We start from the raw sequence: 17,615 nt of genomic DNA, 5'->3' as shown, positions 1-17,615 counted from the left end.
GTCGCCTCGGTGAGAATCTCCCGCTCGAGCCGATATGATGCCTAAAATTATAATTGTCTAAACGATTCCTAGCCGCTAGTCATGCCCCAACAGTTCCTTACCACCGCCATTCCCCTCCTAGTCCAACAACAACGGGAGTTTTTTCGCACCGAACAGACTAAAGCGATCTCCTTTCGTCTAGAACAGCTTGCCAAGCTCAAACAGGCCATCATCGATCGTCAAGAGGCAATTTTGCAGGCAGCCAAAGCCGATCTCGGTCGTCCAGCTTTTGAAGCTTACTTTGAGATTGCGACCATCAGTGAAATTAACCTCGCCCTCAAAAATCTCAAAACATGGGCCAAGCCGCAACGGGTCAAAAGCCCCATCGACCAATTTCCCGCTTCGGCTTGGATTCAGCCCGATCCGCTCGGCGTGGTGCTGATTATTGGCCCGTGGAACTATCCTTTTCAGTTGATGATGTCGCCCTTGGTAGGCGCGATCGCGGCAGGAAACTGTGCTCTGCTCAAACCTTCCGAACACGCTCCCCATACATCGCGGGTGGTGGCCGAACTGATTGCTGACACCTTCGATTCTAGCTATATTGCCGTTGCCGAAGGAGATGCCAGCGTTAGCCAACAACTCCTCGCCGAAAAATTCGACCATATTTTCTTTACGGGAGGAACCGCGATCGGTCGGATCGTGATGGCGGCAGCGGCACAACACCTCACTCCTGTTACCCTAGAATTGGGCGGGAAAAGTCCCTGTATCGTCGATAGCGATGTTCATCTCGATCGTGCAGCCAAACGCATTGCCTGGGGCAAACTCATCAATGCCGGACAAACCTGCATTGCGCCAGATTACCTCCTGGTTCAGAGTCAGATTAAGAACGATTTGGTCGATCGCATCAAACACTATATTCAAGAATTCTACGGCGAAAATCCAGCCAAAAGTCCCGACTATGGCCGCATTATCCATCGCCGACACTTCGATCGCCTGATTGCCTTTTTAGATAAAGGGGAAATTATCCTCGGCGGCGATTACAATCCAGACGATCGTTATCTGGCACCAACTCTAATCGATGCGGTCGCTTGGGACGATCCAGTGATGCAAGAAGAGATATTTGGCCCCATTTTGCCAATTCTGACCTATGACACGCTAGAAGAGGCGATCGATCGAGTCAATGCCCGCCCAAAACCGCTGGCCCTGTACTTTTTTAGTCACGATCGTCAAAAGCAAGAGCGGATTTTGCAGGCGACTTCCTCTGGCGGTGTCTGTATCAACGATACCGTCATGCAGGTTGGCGTCAATACCTTGCCCTTCGGTGGTGTCGGCGAAAGCGGCATCGGCTCCTACCATGGCAAAGCAAGTTTTAACACCTTCTCTCACTTTAAAAGTATTCTCAGACGTGAATTTTGGCTAGATTTAGGCTGGCGTTATGCCCCCTATACGGCTCAAAAGCTCAAACAACTCAAGGGCATTGTGACTGGTTAAGCTCAGCGTCTTTCGATCGCCAAGATCCCAATTGGGTTCTATAAATAGTAGATAAAAAAATCAGAAGCCAGTATCGATACTGACTTCTGAGGGAGCGAAAATTAACTTATTGTCAGAAAATTAACGCTTGTCGCGGAAACCAGCCAACCAGTCGCGGAGTTGTTCGGAAGCGACATCGCGACCGCCCAAACCGAAAGAGATTGCCACGGCAACTGCGATCGCACCTAACATTAGACCGAAGGCCAAATTGACGATACTAGCTGCAATGCCCATTTGCTGTAAGGCCATCGCCCCGACAAAGGCGATAATTGCTAACCGTGCTACTTGTCCGAGAATTTGTGCTTGATGAGTACCAGAACTGCTGACGACTCTTTGAGCGAGATTGGCCAGGAATAAACCGATCGCAAATACGAGTACTCCGGCTAAGACTTGTCCGGCAATGAGCAACAATCCCTGAACTAAATCGTTGAGCGATGGAATTCCTAATACTTCAGTCGCTGCAACTGTCGCAATTAGCATCACCCCCACGCGAGCGACTAAACCCGCAATCTCTGATGGTGTCTGCTTGGTGGAAGGCGGCACGAGTTCGCGTCCGGTTACAGGCGTAACGGGAGTATCGCTGAGGGTAGATTGATGCAGGGTATGCAGTCCCAAGGCACGGAAGATATTATTAAAGCCCAAACCATTAAGCAGATTGGCAACCAAATCGCCTACAAACTGACTGACTACAAACGCGATCGCTAAAATTACCGCTGCGGTTAAGATTTGGGGGATGGTATCCAATACTCGTTGGAGCATGGATGTTGCAGGGCCAGAAATCGCCGGGATTTGCAGTGCATCTAATGCGGCAACTGCTGTCGGGATTAAAATCATCACATAGACGATCGTGCCTAACAATCCCGATAGTGATTGACCGGGAGCGGCTCTATTTAAGCCGATCTTCGCCGCTAGTCTCTCAGTTCCAGCCGCAGCGAGTAAATTGGTCACCAATTCGCGGACGATCCGAGCGACAAACCAACCCACCAGAGCGATCAGACCTGCTTTAAAGATGTTTGGCAGTGCGCTGAGTATATCGTTTAAGAGATTCTGGACGGGTGCTAAGGGGCCTCTGAGATCGAGGACGTCGAGGATCAGTGGTAGAAAGAATAAAAATACGAACCAGTACAAGGCATTGCCGAGGGTTTCGCTAGGCAAGACTTGATTGTCGCCGACAGCCATGCGCTGTGACATCGCTGGCACGATCGTGCCAGCAGTCCGCACGACGATCGCTTTTACGGCGGTGGCTACCAACCAAGCCACCGCAGCTAAAGCTGCCGCTGATGCTAATTTGGGGATAAATGCCAGAATCTGGTTTAAGACATTGTTGAGCGGTTGCGCTACAACAGTTAGATTGAGTGCATTGAGAAATGCTAGTACCGCAAATAGAAAAATTAGCCAGAACACAATGTCTCCGACTAATTTTTCGGTATTCATATTCGAGCTACCAGTTGCCATCCGACCCAATCGGTTATCTAGGTCGGTGCGTTTGAGCAGGTTGCGAACGACTGATGAGACAATAAAAGCCACGATCCAGCCGATAAATAATGTCACGATCGCGCCCAATAGGCTTGGTAAATAGGCTCCGATCGTGCCACCAGTTTGTCTGGCCAGATTTTCAATCCCTGTTGTCGAAATATTTGGGGTAGCGACTGGTATAGTGGTCTGCGCGAGCAGCCAATGTTTAGCAATAAGTTGACTAGTTTCGGTTCCCGCACTAATGAGTTGCCAAGTTTCGTTCATATCTTTGCTATGTAAGTTGTAAATATTACGAACTGCGTGTGAGGCTCAAACACAATCGTGCATACTTGGCGATCGCTCCCGCATGACAGAGAATATAATGGCTAAAAGAATTACCATGTTAATGCCCTGGTAAGGCTCGACTGCTGCCTGCGCCAGATCGAAATATTTATTTCGTTCCGTTTTGTTCGAGCGCAACGAGTGTAAAAGCGTTGCAGATCCAAAAAAAGCTGTCGCCAAATATACTTATCGTTAAAATTGTGATGTCGATCGAAAATATCTAGTTATGGATTCTTTGGCTTGTCTTCGATCTAGTAGCTTGAAACAACTAAATCGCTCATTGAATAAGCTTAACAAAAATATGCTCTAGTAGCTATCTAAAAGTAAGTAGTATTAATTATTGAAAGATAGATAATATATACTTTTACTAAAGTTGCTAAATTTGACATCATTGGTAGCTTATCATGCTTCATTAGTCATGGCAGCCATTACAATCCGAATATTTGAATATCTTTACTTATTTTCACTCTGAAACTATCGATTCTCTTGCACAAAGCTACTTTCTTGATTCTTCACTCAGCATTTATTTATCAATAAAAATTGAGATCGAAAACAGATTGGCAGTCGCACTGAGTCGCGAAAATCGGTGGATTAATTACGCTGGCTTTGTTTGAAAAATTGATACATTTCGGGAAGACGATTGACGATCGCCGCAGTTTTGAGCCAGAGTTTGTGGGAAACAGCGGGATACCCCGAAACAATTTCACCCGGATCGACATTACTGTGAATCCCCGTCTTCGATGAAGCGATCGCTCGATCGCCTATGGTTACCTGATTGGCAACGCCAACCTGTCCAGCTAGTAACACACCATTGCCCACCTTGACGCCGCCAGCCAAACCCACCTGAGCCGCTATCGCGCAATTAGAGCCGATCTGACAACCATGTCCGACATGCACTAAATTATCTAGCTTTGTATCTCGACCAATTCGCGTTTCGCCCATGGCTGGTCGATCGACAGTACTATTGCAACCGATCTCCACACCGTCCTCTAAGACCGTATAACCTGCCTGTTCCATCTTGAACCAGCCTGTGGCGGTTGGCACGAATCCAAAGCCCTCTGCGCCGATTGCCGCCCCACTGTGGATGACGCAATCGTTACCAAGTCTGACCCGTTCGTGAATGGTACAGTTGGCATGTAAGATCGTGCGATCGCCGATCTGGACGTCAGGATAGACGACCACATTAGGGTGAATCGTTACATCATTCCCAATTTTTACCCCAGCTTGAATGACTGTATGGGCACCGATCGACACATTCTCGCCTAACTCAACGCCCATCTCGACGATCGCGCTAGGATGCACGCCCACAGGCAATTTAAACGGTTGATAAAATACTTTGATAACTTGGGCAAATAACAATCGTGGCTCTTTGGTGGCAATCCAAGCAATTCCTCTGTCGCTAGCCTGTGCTTGAATCGTCTCATTCATCGGCAACACCAAAGCACTCGCCGCCGTACTCCCGACAAATTTGGCAAACTTATCGCCTTCGATATAGCTAATCGTCCCCGCTGTGGCTGCCTCGATCGGTGCCAAGCCAGTTAAAATGGGATCGAGCTGGCGATCGCGATCGAAACTACTTGCCGTCACCGCAGACCCTAGTTTAATTATCAGTTCGCTAAATTGCATCATTAATTCGGGGATAAAGATTAGTTAGTGCCAGACCAAATCGGACTATTACTTAAAATGTTATTACCATCTGTCGCGATCTCGATCGCGATTAACTACCTCGGTACTCTCATTGCACCCACGCCTACCACGGGGATCGTCCTAATTGCCGTCTTTTTACCCTCGATCGCGTTGGCAGTATTTTTAGGGGTTAGGCGGTAGGATTTTGGATTTTGGATTTTGCGGCTCGCGCTCTGGAGGTTCCCTCCAGATTGAGCGAGACAAGACAGGATTTTGGATTTTGGATTGAGAATAACATGCACCCAGTTCCTCGTCTCCCCATCTCCTCGTCTCCCCGTCTCCTCGTCCCCCACTCCCTCCGTCCCCCACTCCCCTAGTCACCAATCCATGGGAATATAGAGAACGAACCGATGAGGAAGATGATTGAGATTGTGCGTAAAGTAATTATTGCTGGTAATTGGAAAATGTATAAAACTCAGGGTGAAGCCGCTGAGTTTTTGATGGAATTTATTCCTGAAATTGACAATGTGCCGGAAGACCGCGAAGTAGTTTTGTGCGTGCCATTTACAGATTTAACAATAGTTAATAAGAGCCTGCACGGCAACCGAATCCGGCTAGGTGCCCAAAATGTTCATTGGGAAGATTGTGGAGCTTATACGGGCGAAATTTCGGCCAGTATGTTGACAGAAATGGGTGTTAGATACGTCATTGTCGGACATAGCGAACGCCGTCAGTATTTTGGAGAAACTGATGAAACAGTAAATCTCCGCCTCAAAGCCGCTCAAAATGGTGGTTTGATTCCAATTTTGTGCGTGGGTGAGACTAAGCAACAGCGGGATGCTGGCGCAGTCGAACAAACAATCTTCGCGCAGCTAGATCGGGGTCTGGAAGGGGTGGATCTCCGTCGCTTGGTCATTGCCTACGAGCCAATTTGGGCGATCGGCACTGGCGAAACCTGTGAAGCGATCGAAGCCAATCGTGTCATTGGCATTATTCGCGATCGTCTCAGCGATCCCCAGGTCACCATTCAATACGGAGGATCGGTCAAGCCGAGTAACATTGACGAAATCATGGCGCAACCCCAAATCGATGGCGTGCTAGTTGGCGGTGCGAGTCTTGCTGCTGGTGATTTTGCGGGGATTGTTAATTATAAATAGCCGAAAGATATCTCCCAAAAGCGATCGCTTTTCGATCCGCTTCATCCTAAAAAACTATTATTGCTGGAGCGGAAGTAACCAATCGGTGCCAATACAAAAAAGTATGCGCTAAAAAGCGGTGCGATCGACTAAAATAATTTAGCATTAAGTTAAAAAAACAATAGGGCAAATGCCTGAAAGAGCTGTAAATACAAAAAGTGCCACAGGGTTTCTGCTGATTCTGCTACCAGCAGCACTAGCAATGTCTGCGCTATTTATAGCGTGGCCGATAATTTTGGGCGTGACTGTGCTCATCGCTAGTGGAAATATCTGGCAAAATTACGAATGGTCGAAGACTGTGCGATCGATCGATCCAGTTTTTCAACAATCGATCGTCCAATATCGCGGTGAAATTACCCCACTCGATCTCTCTGTCAAAGCAAATATTCCTGGGTCGGTTGCCAAACGGTATTTGGCTGCCAAAGCCCACGAATTTGGCACTAGTAGCCGACTACATCCCGATCGAGGTCAAGTTTATTATTTTGTCTCAATTAGTACTCTTGGCAGCATTCTGGACGACAGTGAGGTCGAGTTACCAGAACTAATGCCAGCGACAACTCCAGTCGTGGCTTTTCAATCTCAGCCTGCTACATCTGTTGTCGAAACAGTAGTCCAGTCAGCAGCTACACCTGCTGCAACTGTGACGATTGCCATGCCAACGGCATCGGCTCCCACTCCCGAACTAGCAACGCCATCAGTGGCAATACCCGATCTACCTGCGGATCTACCCCAAGAGATTGCCTCTGTTGCCCCCACCGAAACCGCTAGTGACGATCTGCCCCAAGAGCTCGCCCCATCTACTCCCATTGTCTCCGAACATGTGGAGCCAGAACCAGTGGCGATCTCATTAGAGCCAACTCCCTCAGCCACTGCGCCGCTAGTCACGATCCTCCAATCCGATCTGGCTAAACGCTTAGACGTGCATTCTAGTACTGTTTATAAGCGACGGAGCGAACCAAATTTCACCGACTGGACGCGCAATCGCGATCCTGACGGTATTGGGTGGGGCTATTCTGTAGCGAGCAAAGAATACTATCGAGTCGATACTTAAGTTAACGAACATCGGAGCGATGTTCGTTAACTAATAAGTCAAACTGTTGAGAGTCTGTAACGATCTTTCTTTAATCGTTACAGATATTTTTTGTCTGGCTGCGGTACCTAGCAATCTGACTCAAATAAACTAGATTCAGCAGTCAATTCCGATCGTTAAATCGGCCAATTGGCTAGGCGTATAATTGCCAGATAAAGCTATTATCGGTTAGGGAGTAGCTTGGTCTATCTTTGAGCACCAATCGGTAGTTATGATGACAGCCCTATGCGTCAGATTGGTTAACGAAAAGTAAAGATAAACCTTAACCTATCGTTAACCAAAAGTTATTCTCGATTGACATATTTTCAATAGAATTAAGCTAGTACTAAATTTTGAATCTAATTTTAGTACTGTGACATTCTCCGCTAACCAAAACCTTTACAGGCACCTAATAAATTGGGTGCGAGTAATAAATTTACTCGGTTTGGAGCGGATATAGTGTGAGAAATCTTAGACCGTAACAAATCTTGAGGAGTAGTATGAAGATCGATCTCAACCAACTCATTGGTGAAACCTCTAAACAAGAGCGTCGTGCCAATTATATTACCAAAGCTACTGATAGGTCGCGTTACATGCTCATTCCGATCGCGCTGACGATTGGAATGAGCATGTCGGCTTGTACCCCCACTAGTCCCGATGTAGCGACCCCACCCACAGGCGGAACATCAACGCCAGCACCTGCGGCTGGTGGTGGGAGTAGTTCTGCGCTCAGTGGTGCTGGAGCATCATTCCCAGCTCCTTTATACCAACGCTGGTTTAATGACTACAATAAAGCCAATCCTGGCACTCAAATCAGTTATCAATCCGTCGGTAGTGGTGCTGGTGTCGAACAATTTTTGGCAGGTACAGTAGATTTTGGGGCGACGGACGCACCACTGAAGGCAGAAGAACGCGCTAAGTTTAAGACCAAATATGGTGCCGAACCAATTCAGATCCCGATGACTGGCGGTAGTGTGGTATTTGCTTACAACATAGAAGGGGTGAAGGATTTAAAACTGTCTCGCGCTGCATATTGTGGGATTGCTGCTGGTAAAATTACCAAATGGAACGATCCGGCGATCGCCAAAACCAATGCGGGTGCAAAACTACCAGACCAAGCCATTCAATTCGTCCATCGTTCCGATGGTAGCGGTACGACTTTTCAGTTTACGACTCACCTCAAAGCGGCTTGTCCTGGCGTCTGGACGGCAGGTGCTAACAAGTCCGTATCTTGGCCTGCTGGTACTGGTGCCAAGGGCAATGAAGGTGTCGCCGCTCAGGTCAAACAAACGCCTAATTCGATCGGTTATGTAGAGTATTCGTATGGGAAAGAAACCGCGCTGACAATGGCCGCGATCGAAAATAAATCAGGCCAAATCATCGTACCATCGCCCGAAGCTGGTGCTGAAGCATTTGTCGGTCAAACAGTGCCAGCAGATCTGGCTTTGACAGTACCAGATTCTGCCAATCCTAAAGCTTACCCGATTTCCGGTCTGACTTGGTTGCTACTCTATCCACAACCCAAAGATGCTGCCAAACAAACAGCATTGAAAAGCACGATCGAATGGGCGTTAACTACAGGCAAAGCCGCAGCTATAGAGCTAGGCTATATTCCATTAGAAGCCGATCTAGTTACGAAGGTCAAGGCAGAACTCAATAAGGCGAAATAAACCTCATGACTTCAAATTCTCCAGCTCCCAAAGAAACATTATTAGAATCATCTACTAATTTCAAATTAGTGCGAACGGTCGATCGAAGTTTCCAGTGGCTGACACTGGGACTGGCGGTTTCAGTGGGGCTGATCCTGATGTGGATCGCCTACTCTCTGTTTGTCATTGCCTTGCCTGCGATTCAGAAGTTTGGCTTGGGATTTTTGACAGATAGTACTTGGGACCCGAATAAAAATGTCGATCCGACTACGGGTGTCGGTGGTGTTTATGGCGCACTGCCGCATATCTACGGTACCGTACTCAGTTCTATCATCGCACTGCTATTTGCCGTGCCTTTGGGAGTTGGAGTGGCGATTTTCTTGACTGAAAACTTTTTGAAACTACAGATCCTCCAACCGATCGCCTTTACGATCGAACTACTAGCCGCAGTACCTAGCGTAGTGTACGGTTTGTGGGGATTATTTGTGTTCTTGCCAGCACTCAAGCCCTTGTTTCAAGCACTGCACAATTACCTTGGCTGGATTCCCATTTTCTCAACCGAGCCGAGCGGACGTCAGCTTTTTGGTGCATCGATCGTCCTGGCAATCATGATTTTACCAACGATTATTGCCATCTCCCGCGATACACTCAACTCCTTACCCCCAAAACTCCGTCAAGGAGCCTACGGATTGGGTGCGACGCGGTGGGAAACCATCACGCGAGTGTTGCTGCCAGCGGCACTTTCAGGAATTATCGGTTCGATCATGTTGGCACTCGGGCGCGCTTTAGGCGAGACGATGGCCTTGACGATGCTAGTTGGGAATGCGAATAAGGTCAATATCTCCTGGTTGTCGCCTGCATCGACACTATCATCGCTGATTGCCAACCAGTTTGGCGAAGCCAGCGGACTTCAGAAGTCATCGCTGTTTTATGAAGCGTTGATTTTGATGGTCTTAACTTTGGTGGTCAACATGCTCGCACAAGCACTTGTCAGTCGCTTTCAGCAAGTTGAGTAACTAGCATAAATCGATCGACCCGAATTGAGGATTTAAAATCTCATCGGGTCGCTCTTTATTTAGGAAACCCTATTGCAGCCTCAATAGCACGAGACAATGATAAATAAGACTTTTCCACCTTCTTCTCAGCCTAAACCCTCATCCTTAACTCTTAATGTTGCTGTTGTGTAGGCGAAACTTATGATTCCCGTATCTTCTCAACTATCTACTACCGATCGACCCGATAATAACCAGTTTGGAGTATCTCCCAGTCGCCAGCTCTTTGGTAAGGTGATGACCGGATTGGTATTTGCCTGTGTCGCAATCTCCATCATTCCGCTGGCTTCAATTCTGTTCATGGTCATTACCAATGGACTCGGCGGCTTTTCACCAGCAATCTTTACCGAGCTACCGCCTGCGGCAGGAATGCAGGGCGGTGGCTTTAGAAACGCGATCGTCGGTACCCTGCTCACCTGTGCGATCGGGGCTATAATAAGTATACCCTTCGGCGTATTAGCTGCAATTTATACAGTTGAGTTCGGACAGGGTAACTGGATCTCTCAACTTGTCAGGTTTTGCACCAACGTCCTCAGCGGCGTACCCTCGATTATTGCTGGTTTATTTGCTTATGGGATCGTCGTGTTACTCACGGGCGGTTTTTCGGCAGTAGCTGGTGGGGCGGCTCTATCCGTACTAATGTTGCCTACTATTATTCGGACATCTGAGGAAGGACTCAAATCGGTTCCCAAAGCTACTCGGCTGGCGGCTGTAGGGATCGGTGCTACCAATTTTCAAACAGTAACTCAGATCGTATTGCCTGCTGCTCTACCATTTGTGGCGACAGGCGTGACGCTAGCGATCGCCAGAGCTGCTGGAGAAACAGCACCACTTTTATTTACCGCTCTATTTAACCAGTATGATATAAAGGGGCTATGGGAGCCGACCGCCACTCTGTCAGTTCTTATCTACAACTTTGCGATTTCTCCTTACCCCAACCAGCAAAAGTTAGCGTGGGTAGCTGCGTTGCTCATTGTATTACTGATTTTATCGATCAGTATCTTCGCTCGGCTTCTTTCTCGGCGAAAAGTTTACTAAATTTATCTTCATAAGTACGCGATCGTAGATAAATAGTCGCAACGCTGGGAATGTTATTGAGAGCGTTACTTCGTAGCGATAGCTTCAAATCGAGCAATATTCAACAACTATTGGGTTCTAGTCATATCTTTAATACCCATTAATTAATAGTCTCTAATTTTATGGTCAATACTCTTACCGATCGGGAAATTGTCATTAAGACAGATAATGTTTCGATCTTCTATGGTACCTTTCAGGCAGTGCGGAATGTTTTTTTAGATATTCCTAAAAATAATGTCGTCTCGTTCATCGGGCCTTCTGGGTGCGGCAAAAGTACCCTATTGCGCTGCTACAATCGCCTTAACGATCTAATTCCCAATGCCAAAGTTCAGGGCGAGATTACTTATCGCGGTACCAATCTGTACGACTCTAAGGTCGATCCCGTAGAAGTGCGGCGGCGGATTGGCATGGTTTTTCAACAGCCCAATCCCTTCCCCAAATCTATTTATGATAACGTAGCATTTGGTTTGAAAATAGCAGGTTTTACAGGCAATTTTGACGAACGCGTCGAGCAATCGCTCCGTAAAGCAGCCCTATGGGAAGAAGTCAAAGATAAACTTCAACAAAGCGGTCTATCGCTCTCTGGCGGACAACAACAGCGTCTGTGTATCGCTAGGACGATTGCCGTCGAGCCAGAAGTGATCTTGATGGACGAGCCTTGCTCGGCACTCGATCCGATTTCGACAGTCCAGATCGAAAATCTGATCCACGAACTCAAGGATCGGTTCACGATTATTATCGTTACCCACAATATGCAACAGGCGGCACGAGTATCGGACAAAACCGCCTTTTTTAATGCCGAAGCGGGTGAAGGCGGCAGTCGTTTTGGCTACTTAGTAGAATACGACGATACCCGCACTATCTTCGGTTCGCCGAAAGAGGAAAGAACTCAAGAGTATATCAGCGGTCGATTTGGCTAGAATAATTGGTGCTTGACGATCTCGATCGGGGTAATTTGATAAATTGCCCCGATTTTGTATTTATATTGACATCGCTCGATCGAATGGTAGTAAAGACTAACTAGATTCTCCCTAAATACCCTTCCAAAATCTAGTAAAACCGTTTAAGGTGAGAGAACTACAGTCTTGAGATCCCGACATTAGTGTTGTTATAGAGATCTGGCAGGTCGGGATAACCGCTACAAACTATTTTACTGCTGACTGAAACGATGGCTTTTTCTGCACTGATTCGCACCCTCGAACGCTCTCAACTTTCAGCAGAACTGCTCTCCAAGCTCCAACAACAGGGGCTGTTGCATTTGGCTGGGTTGCCACGTTTGCCCAAAGGTTTGGTGGCTTCGGCTCTAGCGCAAGCATCGCAGCAACATCTAGTAGTAGTGACGGCGACGGTGGAAGAAGGAGGTCGCTGGGCGGCTCAATTAGAGGCGATGGGCTGGAAGTCGGTACATTTCTATCCTACGACTGAATCGTCGCCCTACGGGGATGCTAGCCTCGAATCGGAGATGATTTGGGGGCAGATGCAGGGGTTGGCTGAGGTGCAGGCTTTGGGTGGAGCGTTAGAGGACGGGGAGACGGGGGGAGTAGGAGACGGGGGGACTGGGAGAAGATCTGGAGTAGCGATCGTGTGTACGACGTTGGCTTTACAGCCACATTTGCCTTCGCCAGCCGAGTTTGCAGTGCGATGTTTGACGTTGCGGGTGGGGGATGAGGGCGATGTGGAGCGGCTGGGTACTCAGTTGGTGCATCTGGGCTACGAGCGGGTGCCTTTGGTAGAAACGGAGGGACAATGGAGTCGGCGGGGAGATATTATCGATATTTTCCCAGTAGCGGCGGAGTTACCCGTGCGGCTGGAGTGGTTTGGGGATGAGTTAGATAAGTTGCGAGAGTTCGATCCGAGTACGCAACGTTCGCTCGATAAAATTGAGAGTTTGGTATTGACTCCGGTGAATTTTGGGACGATTTTTGGGGAAGATAATACGCAATCGCGGTACTCTTTATTAGATTATCTACCCGATAATTGTGTGGTAGCGATCGATGAATTCGATCGCGCTCAGGCGCATAACGATCGCTGGTTTGAGTATATTCAAGAGGAGTGGGAGACTTTACCGGAGGGGACACCAGTTAGGCATCAACAGTTTGGTGTGAGCGTCGCCAAGATTGCCGCAAGATTTAGGTACTTAAAATTAGACGAATTAGCCGTCAGTGGTGAAGGTTTGAATTTATCTTGTCGGGCGATTCCGACGATTCCCCATCAGTTTGCCAAGATTGCCGAAACTTTACGCGGCTATCACAAACAAAGTTATTCGAGCTGGCTGGTATCGGCACAACCTTCGCGATCGGTATCGTTATTACAAGAACACGATTGTCCCGCCCAATTCGTTCCCAATCCGCGCGACTTTCCCGCGATCGATAAGTTACAAATTCAGCATACTGCGGTAGCAATTAAATATTCGGGCATGGCAGAATTAGAAGGTTTTATTCTGCCGACATTTCGGATGGTAGTAGTTACCGATCGTGAGTTTTTCGGACAGCAATCTTTAGCAAGTTTTAGCTACGTTCGCAAGCGGCGTCAGGCGGCATCCAAACAAGTCGATCCGAATAAATTGCGCCCTGGCGATTATGTGGTGCATCGCAATCATGGTTTGGGAAGATTTATTAAGTTTGAAAGTATCCAGACTGACGATACTTTGCGGGACTATTTAACGATTCAATATGCCGATGGCTCGCTGAAAGTTCCGGCAGATCAAGTGGGCGTACTGTCTAGATTTAGGCAAGCGGCAGGAGCAAAACCAGAACTAAATAGATTATCTGGACAAGCTTGGGAAAAGACCAAAGCAAAAGTCAAGAAGTCAATTAAAAAGTTAGCATTCGACTTACTCAAACTCTATGCCGAGCGATCGCAAAAAGAGGGCTTTGCCTTTCCACCCGATGCCCCATGGCAACAAGAACTAGAAGACTCGTTCCGCTATCAACCGACACCCGATCAGTTAAAAGCAACTCAAGATGTCAAGCGCGATATGGAAAGCGATCGACCGATGGATCGTTTAGTGTGTGGGGATGTGGGATTTGGTAAAACTGAAGTTGCAATTCGGGCGATATTTAAAGCCGTCACTACTGCTAATAAGCAGGTTATTTTTCTGGCACCGACGACAATTTTAACTCAGCAACATTACCATACGCTCAAAGAAAGATTTGCACCCTATCCCATTAACATCGGACTGCTAAATCGCTTTCGGACGGCTGAGGAGCGCAAGGATATTTTACAACGCCTCAAAACTGGCGAACTAGATATCGTGATCGGGACGCATCAACTTTTGAGTAAAGAGTTAAAATTCAAAGATTTGGGTTTATTAACAATCGATGAAGAACAACGATTTGGTGTCAATCAAAAAGAAAAAATTAAGACCCTCAAAAGTCAAATTGATGTATTAACACTCTCGGCTACACCCATTCCGCGCACCCTCTATATGTCCTTATCTGGCGTGCGCGAAATGAGCCTAATTACCACGCCACCACCCTCGCGCCGTCCGATCGCAACCCACTTATCGCCCTACAAAATTGACGCGATCGCCACTGCCATTCGTCAAGAACTCGATCGCGGCGGACAGATATTTTATGTAGTGCCAAAAATCGAAGGCATCGAAGAAACTGCTGGTAAAATTCGCGAACAAATTCCATCTTGTCGGATCGCGATCGCTCACGGCCAAATGGACGAAGCTGAACTCGAATCGACGATGTTAACCTTTAGTAATGGCGATGCCGATTTACTAGTTTGTACGACCATTATCGAATCTGGTTTAGATATTCCCCGCGTCAACACCATTCTAGTCGAAGATGCCCATCGCTTTGGATTGGCGCAATTATATCAATTGCGCGGACGCGTCGGACGCGCCGGAATTCAAGCCCATGCCTGGTTATTTTATCCCAAGGAATCAACCCTCTCCGAGACAGCCAGACAGCGGTTAAAAGCGATTCAGGAGTTCACTCAGTTGGGTTCGGGTTATCAACTTGCCACTCGCGATATGGAGATTCGCGGCGTTGGTAATCTTTTGGGTGCAGAACAATCGGGACAGATGGATGTTATCGGCTTTGACTTATACATGGAAATGTTGCAAGAAGCCATCAAAGAAATTCGCGGCCAAGAAATTCCCCAAGTCGATGATACTCAAATCGATCTCAAAGTCACGGCGATGATTCCTGCCGATTATATCGCCGATCTGGAGCAAAAAATGAGTGCTTATCGCGCTGTTGCTGCCGCCGATACCAAACAAGAACTCACCAATATTGCTGCCGAATGGCACGATCGTTATGGTGAAATTCCCAAACCAGCTCAACAATTATTCCGCATCGTCGAACTCAAACAAATTGCCAAACAACTCGGCTTTAGTCGGATTCGTCCTGATGGTAAACAACACGTTATTTTAGAGACACCAATGGCAGAACCAGCCTGGAATTTACTGGCTGAATACATTCCTGACAATGCTCGATCGCGTTATGTTTATAGTACGGGTAAAGTGACAGCAAGAGGTTTAGGCGTGTTGCGTCCGAACGAGCAGGTGGAGATGTTAATTGATGTGTTGAGCAAGATGCAAGGGGTATTGATGGCTGCTAGTTCGAGTTAATTGAAGGTAATCCAAGATTCAAAATCTAAAATGGTATTACTTATACCCAGCCGCTTGTAAAGAAAATAAGTGCGCGTACCTACCGCCAGCTTTTAATAATTGCTCGTGAGAGCCTTGCTCGATAATTTCACCCCTAGCCATCACCACAATTTTATCGGCCATTCTGACAGTCGAAAACCGATGCGAAATTAAGACTACCATCCGCTCCTGAGTGAGCGCGCGGAAGCGATTGAAAATATTCATTTCGGCTTCAGCATCCATCGCCGCAGTGGGTTCGTCCAAAATCAAAATATCAGCGTTCGATCGCATAAATGCCCTTGCTAAAGCGATTTTTTGCCACTGTCCGCCAGATAATTCTTGACCGCCTTTAAACCATTTGCCCAACTGGGTATCGAATCCGGCTGGAAGGAGATCGATAAATGGTTTAGCCATGCCTTTACTCGCGGCAATTTCCCATTCAGATCGATCGTCGAGATGCCGAACATCACCTACGCCAACGTTTTCGCCGACGGTAAATTGATATTGAACGAAGTTCTGAAAAATTACGCCGATGCGCTGTCTGAGAACGTCGAGATCCCAATCATTTAGATCCACACCATCTAATAAAATTCTGCCGCTGCTCGGTAAATATAGCCTAGTTAGTAACTTAATTAACGTAGTTTTACCAGAGCCATTTTCACCGACGATCGCGAGTTTTTCGCCCGGCTGGAGATGTAATGAGATATTTTTTAAGACTGGTTGAGTATTGCCGGGATAGCTGAATGAAACGTTCTCAAATCGAATCCCATCAAAATCGATTCCTTGAGTAATATAACCCTGAGAATGGGAGATGGGTTGTTCGAGAAACTCATAAAGATTGGCCAGATACAGGTTATCTTCATACATACCCCCGATCGAAGTTAATGCAGATGAAAATGTCGATTGTCCTTGACGGAACACCACCAAATACATCGTCATTTCACCTAACGTAATCTGTCCAGAAATCGCTTCGATGACAATCCACGCGTATGCTGCATAAAAAGCCACCGTACTCAATAACCCCAGTAAGTAACCCCAAAACCCCTTCCGAATCGTCAGATTGCGGTCTTCCTCATAGAGAAGATTAAAGATATCGCGGTAACGCTGCAACAGCATTCCACCGAGTTGATAGAGCTGTACCTCCTTGGCATAATCTTCCCGCGCTAATAATGTCTCTAAATAATGCTGCTGGCGGGTTTCTGGCGATCGCCACCTAAACAGTCGAAAGGCATGTTCGGAAAAGCGGGTTTCAGCAATAAATGACGGAATTGCTGTCATAATCAAACCCAAAACCGCCCATGCTGAAAACTGCCATAATAGCCCACCAAATGTCAATAGCGTTAAAGCAGACTGACACAAGCCAAATGTGCGGTTGATGAGCGAGAGCGGGCGACTGGATGCTTGCGATCGAGCCTGACTCATTTTGTCGTAAAATTCGGAATCCTCAAAATGCGCCAGATCCAGCGTTAGAGCTTTTTCGAGAATCAATTCGTTGACGCGCTGCGCTAACAGTACTCGCAACAAAGATTGGCACACTACCAAGCCCTTTTGGGAAGCTGCTAATAACACGATCGCGACTGCTTCTAAACCCACATAGATCAGGGCATTCTGACGATCGATTGCCAAACCGCTGCGATTGGCTGATACTACACTATCGACGATTAATTTACCGACGATCGCGATCGCTCCTGGGAGCAATCCACCAACTAGAGCCAAAACTGCCAAGGCGATCGTCAAGGCGCGGCTGGTAGTCCAAACTAAATCGAGAGCTTTGCCCCCATAACGAAATACCGACAGCGATTGGCGAAGCGTCTGACTGAATAATCGCGCTCTTTGCCAGTCGCTTTTTTTCTTTCTATTCATTGTTGCGGTTGCGAATCCTCCGATCGCGTTCGCCCTGGCTTAAACCATTACTCATCAAGGCGTTCAGATATTATAGTTGAAATTATTGGTAGAGGTATCTGTAACTCTATATACACTCTAATTTTGCAATACCATCTGTGGTTAAATGTGAAGTGTTAGGGCGCGATCGGTTGTGAC

Annotated in this window: 12 protein-coding genes; 9 read left to right on the top strand and 3 right to left on the bottom strand. The window is 47.3% G+C overall.

What is annotated here, in order from left to right; genetic code table 11:
* The first annotated feature begins 81 nt into the window (after positions 1 to 81).
* Complete coding sequence (locus CHA6605_RS14830) at positions 82 to 1,470, top strand: aldehyde dehydrogenase (protein WP_015160249.1); 1,389 nt, start codon at positions 82 to 84, stop codon at positions 1,468 to 1,470.
* Between the two features lie 120 nt (positions 1,471 to 1,590).
* Here CHA6605_RS14830 and CHA6605_RS14825 read toward each other — a convergent pair whose 3' ends face one another.
* Both CHA6605_RS14825 and lpxD read right to left on the bottom strand, forming a co-directional pair.
* A complete protein-coding gene (locus CHA6605_RS14825) occupies positions 1,591 to 3,249 on the bottom strand; it encodes a mechanosensitive ion channel (RefSeq protein WP_015160248.1) in 1,659 nt (552 codons plus the stop codon).
* A gap of 648 nt (positions 3,250 to 3,897) precedes the next feature.
* On the bottom strand, positions 3,898 to 4,932 hold the full coding sequence (gene lpxD / locus CHA6605_RS14815) for a UDP-3-O-(3-hydroxymyristoyl)glucosamine N-acyltransferase (protein WP_015160247.1): 1,035 nt from the start codon (positions 4,930 to 4,932) through the stop codon (positions 3,898 to 3,900).
* A gap of 27 nt (positions 4,933 to 4,959) precedes the next feature.
* Between lpxD and CHA6605_RS34185 the strand changes: the two genes are divergently transcribed.
* From CHA6605_RS34185 to mfd, 8 genes are all read left to right on the top strand, one after another.
* A complete protein-coding gene (locus CHA6605_RS34185; RefSeq protein ID WP_157259996.1) occupies positions 4,960 to 5,133 on the top strand; it encodes a hypothetical protein in 174 nt (57 codons plus the stop codon).
* A gap of 230 nt (positions 5,134 to 5,363) precedes the next feature.
* Positions 5,364 to 6,089 (top strand): triose-phosphate isomerase, encoded by a 726-nt coding sequence (gene tpiA / locus CHA6605_RS14810; RefSeq protein ID WP_041549418.1) that lies wholly within the window; start codon positions 5,364 to 5,366, stop codon positions 6,087 to 6,089.
* Positions 6,090 to 6,258: 169 nt separating this feature from the next.
* Entirely contained in the window at positions 6,259 to 7,179 is a 921-nt protein-coding gene (locus CHA6605_RS14805; RefSeq protein WP_015160244.1) for a hypothetical protein, read from the top strand.
* 518 nt (positions 7,180 to 7,697) lie between these two features.
* On the top strand, positions 7,698 to 8,867 hold the full coding sequence (pstS, locus tag CHA6605_RS14800; RefSeq protein ID WP_015160243.1) for a phosphate ABC transporter substrate-binding protein PstS: 1,170 nt from the start codon (positions 7,698 to 7,700) through the stop codon (positions 8,865 to 8,867).
* Positions 8,868 to 8,872: 5 nt separating this feature from the next.
* The gene (gene pstC, locus CHA6605_RS14795; RefSeq protein ID WP_015160242.1) at positions 8,873 to 9,862 is read left to right on the top strand and encodes a phosphate ABC transporter permease subunit PstC; all 990 of its coding nucleotides are present in this window, start codon (positions 8,873 to 8,875) and stop codon (positions 9,860 to 9,862) included.
* Between the two features lie 180 nt (positions 9,863 to 10,042).
* Entirely contained in the window at positions 10,043 to 10,936 is an 894-nt protein-coding gene (pstA, locus tag CHA6605_RS14790) for a phosphate ABC transporter permease PstA (RefSeq protein ID WP_015160241.1), read from the top strand.
* A gap of 161 nt (positions 10,937 to 11,097) precedes the next feature.
* A complete protein-coding gene (gene pstB, locus CHA6605_RS14785; RefSeq protein WP_015160240.1) occupies positions 11,098 to 11,895 on the top strand; it encodes a phosphate ABC transporter ATP-binding protein PstB in 798 nt (265 codons plus the stop codon).
* Between the two features lie 248 nt (positions 11,896 to 12,143).
* Positions 12,144 to 15,557, top strand: coding sequence for a transcription-repair coupling factor (gene mfd / locus CHA6605_RS14780; RefSeq protein WP_015160239.1), 3,414 nt, complete (start codon positions 12,144 to 12,146; stop codon positions 15,555 to 15,557).
* A 36-nt stretch (positions 15,558 to 15,593) separates the two neighbouring features.
* Here the strand turns inward: mfd and CHA6605_RS14775 are convergent, their stop codons facing one another.
* On the bottom strand, positions 15,594 to 17,438 hold the full coding sequence (locus CHA6605_RS14775) for an ABC transporter ATP-binding protein (protein ID WP_015160238.1): 1,845 nt from the start codon (positions 17,436 to 17,438) through the stop codon (positions 15,594 to 15,596).
* Positions 17,439 to 17,615: the final 177 nt, after the last annotated feature.

Origin of the sequence: Chamaesiphon minutus PCC 6605 (assembly GCF_000317145.1) — a bacterium.
Lineage (GTDB): Bacteria > Cyanobacteriota > Cyanobacteriia > Cyanobacteriales > Chamaesiphonaceae > Chamaesiphon > Chamaesiphon minutus.
This window is presented reverse-complemented; position numbering and strand designations above follow the sequence as displayed.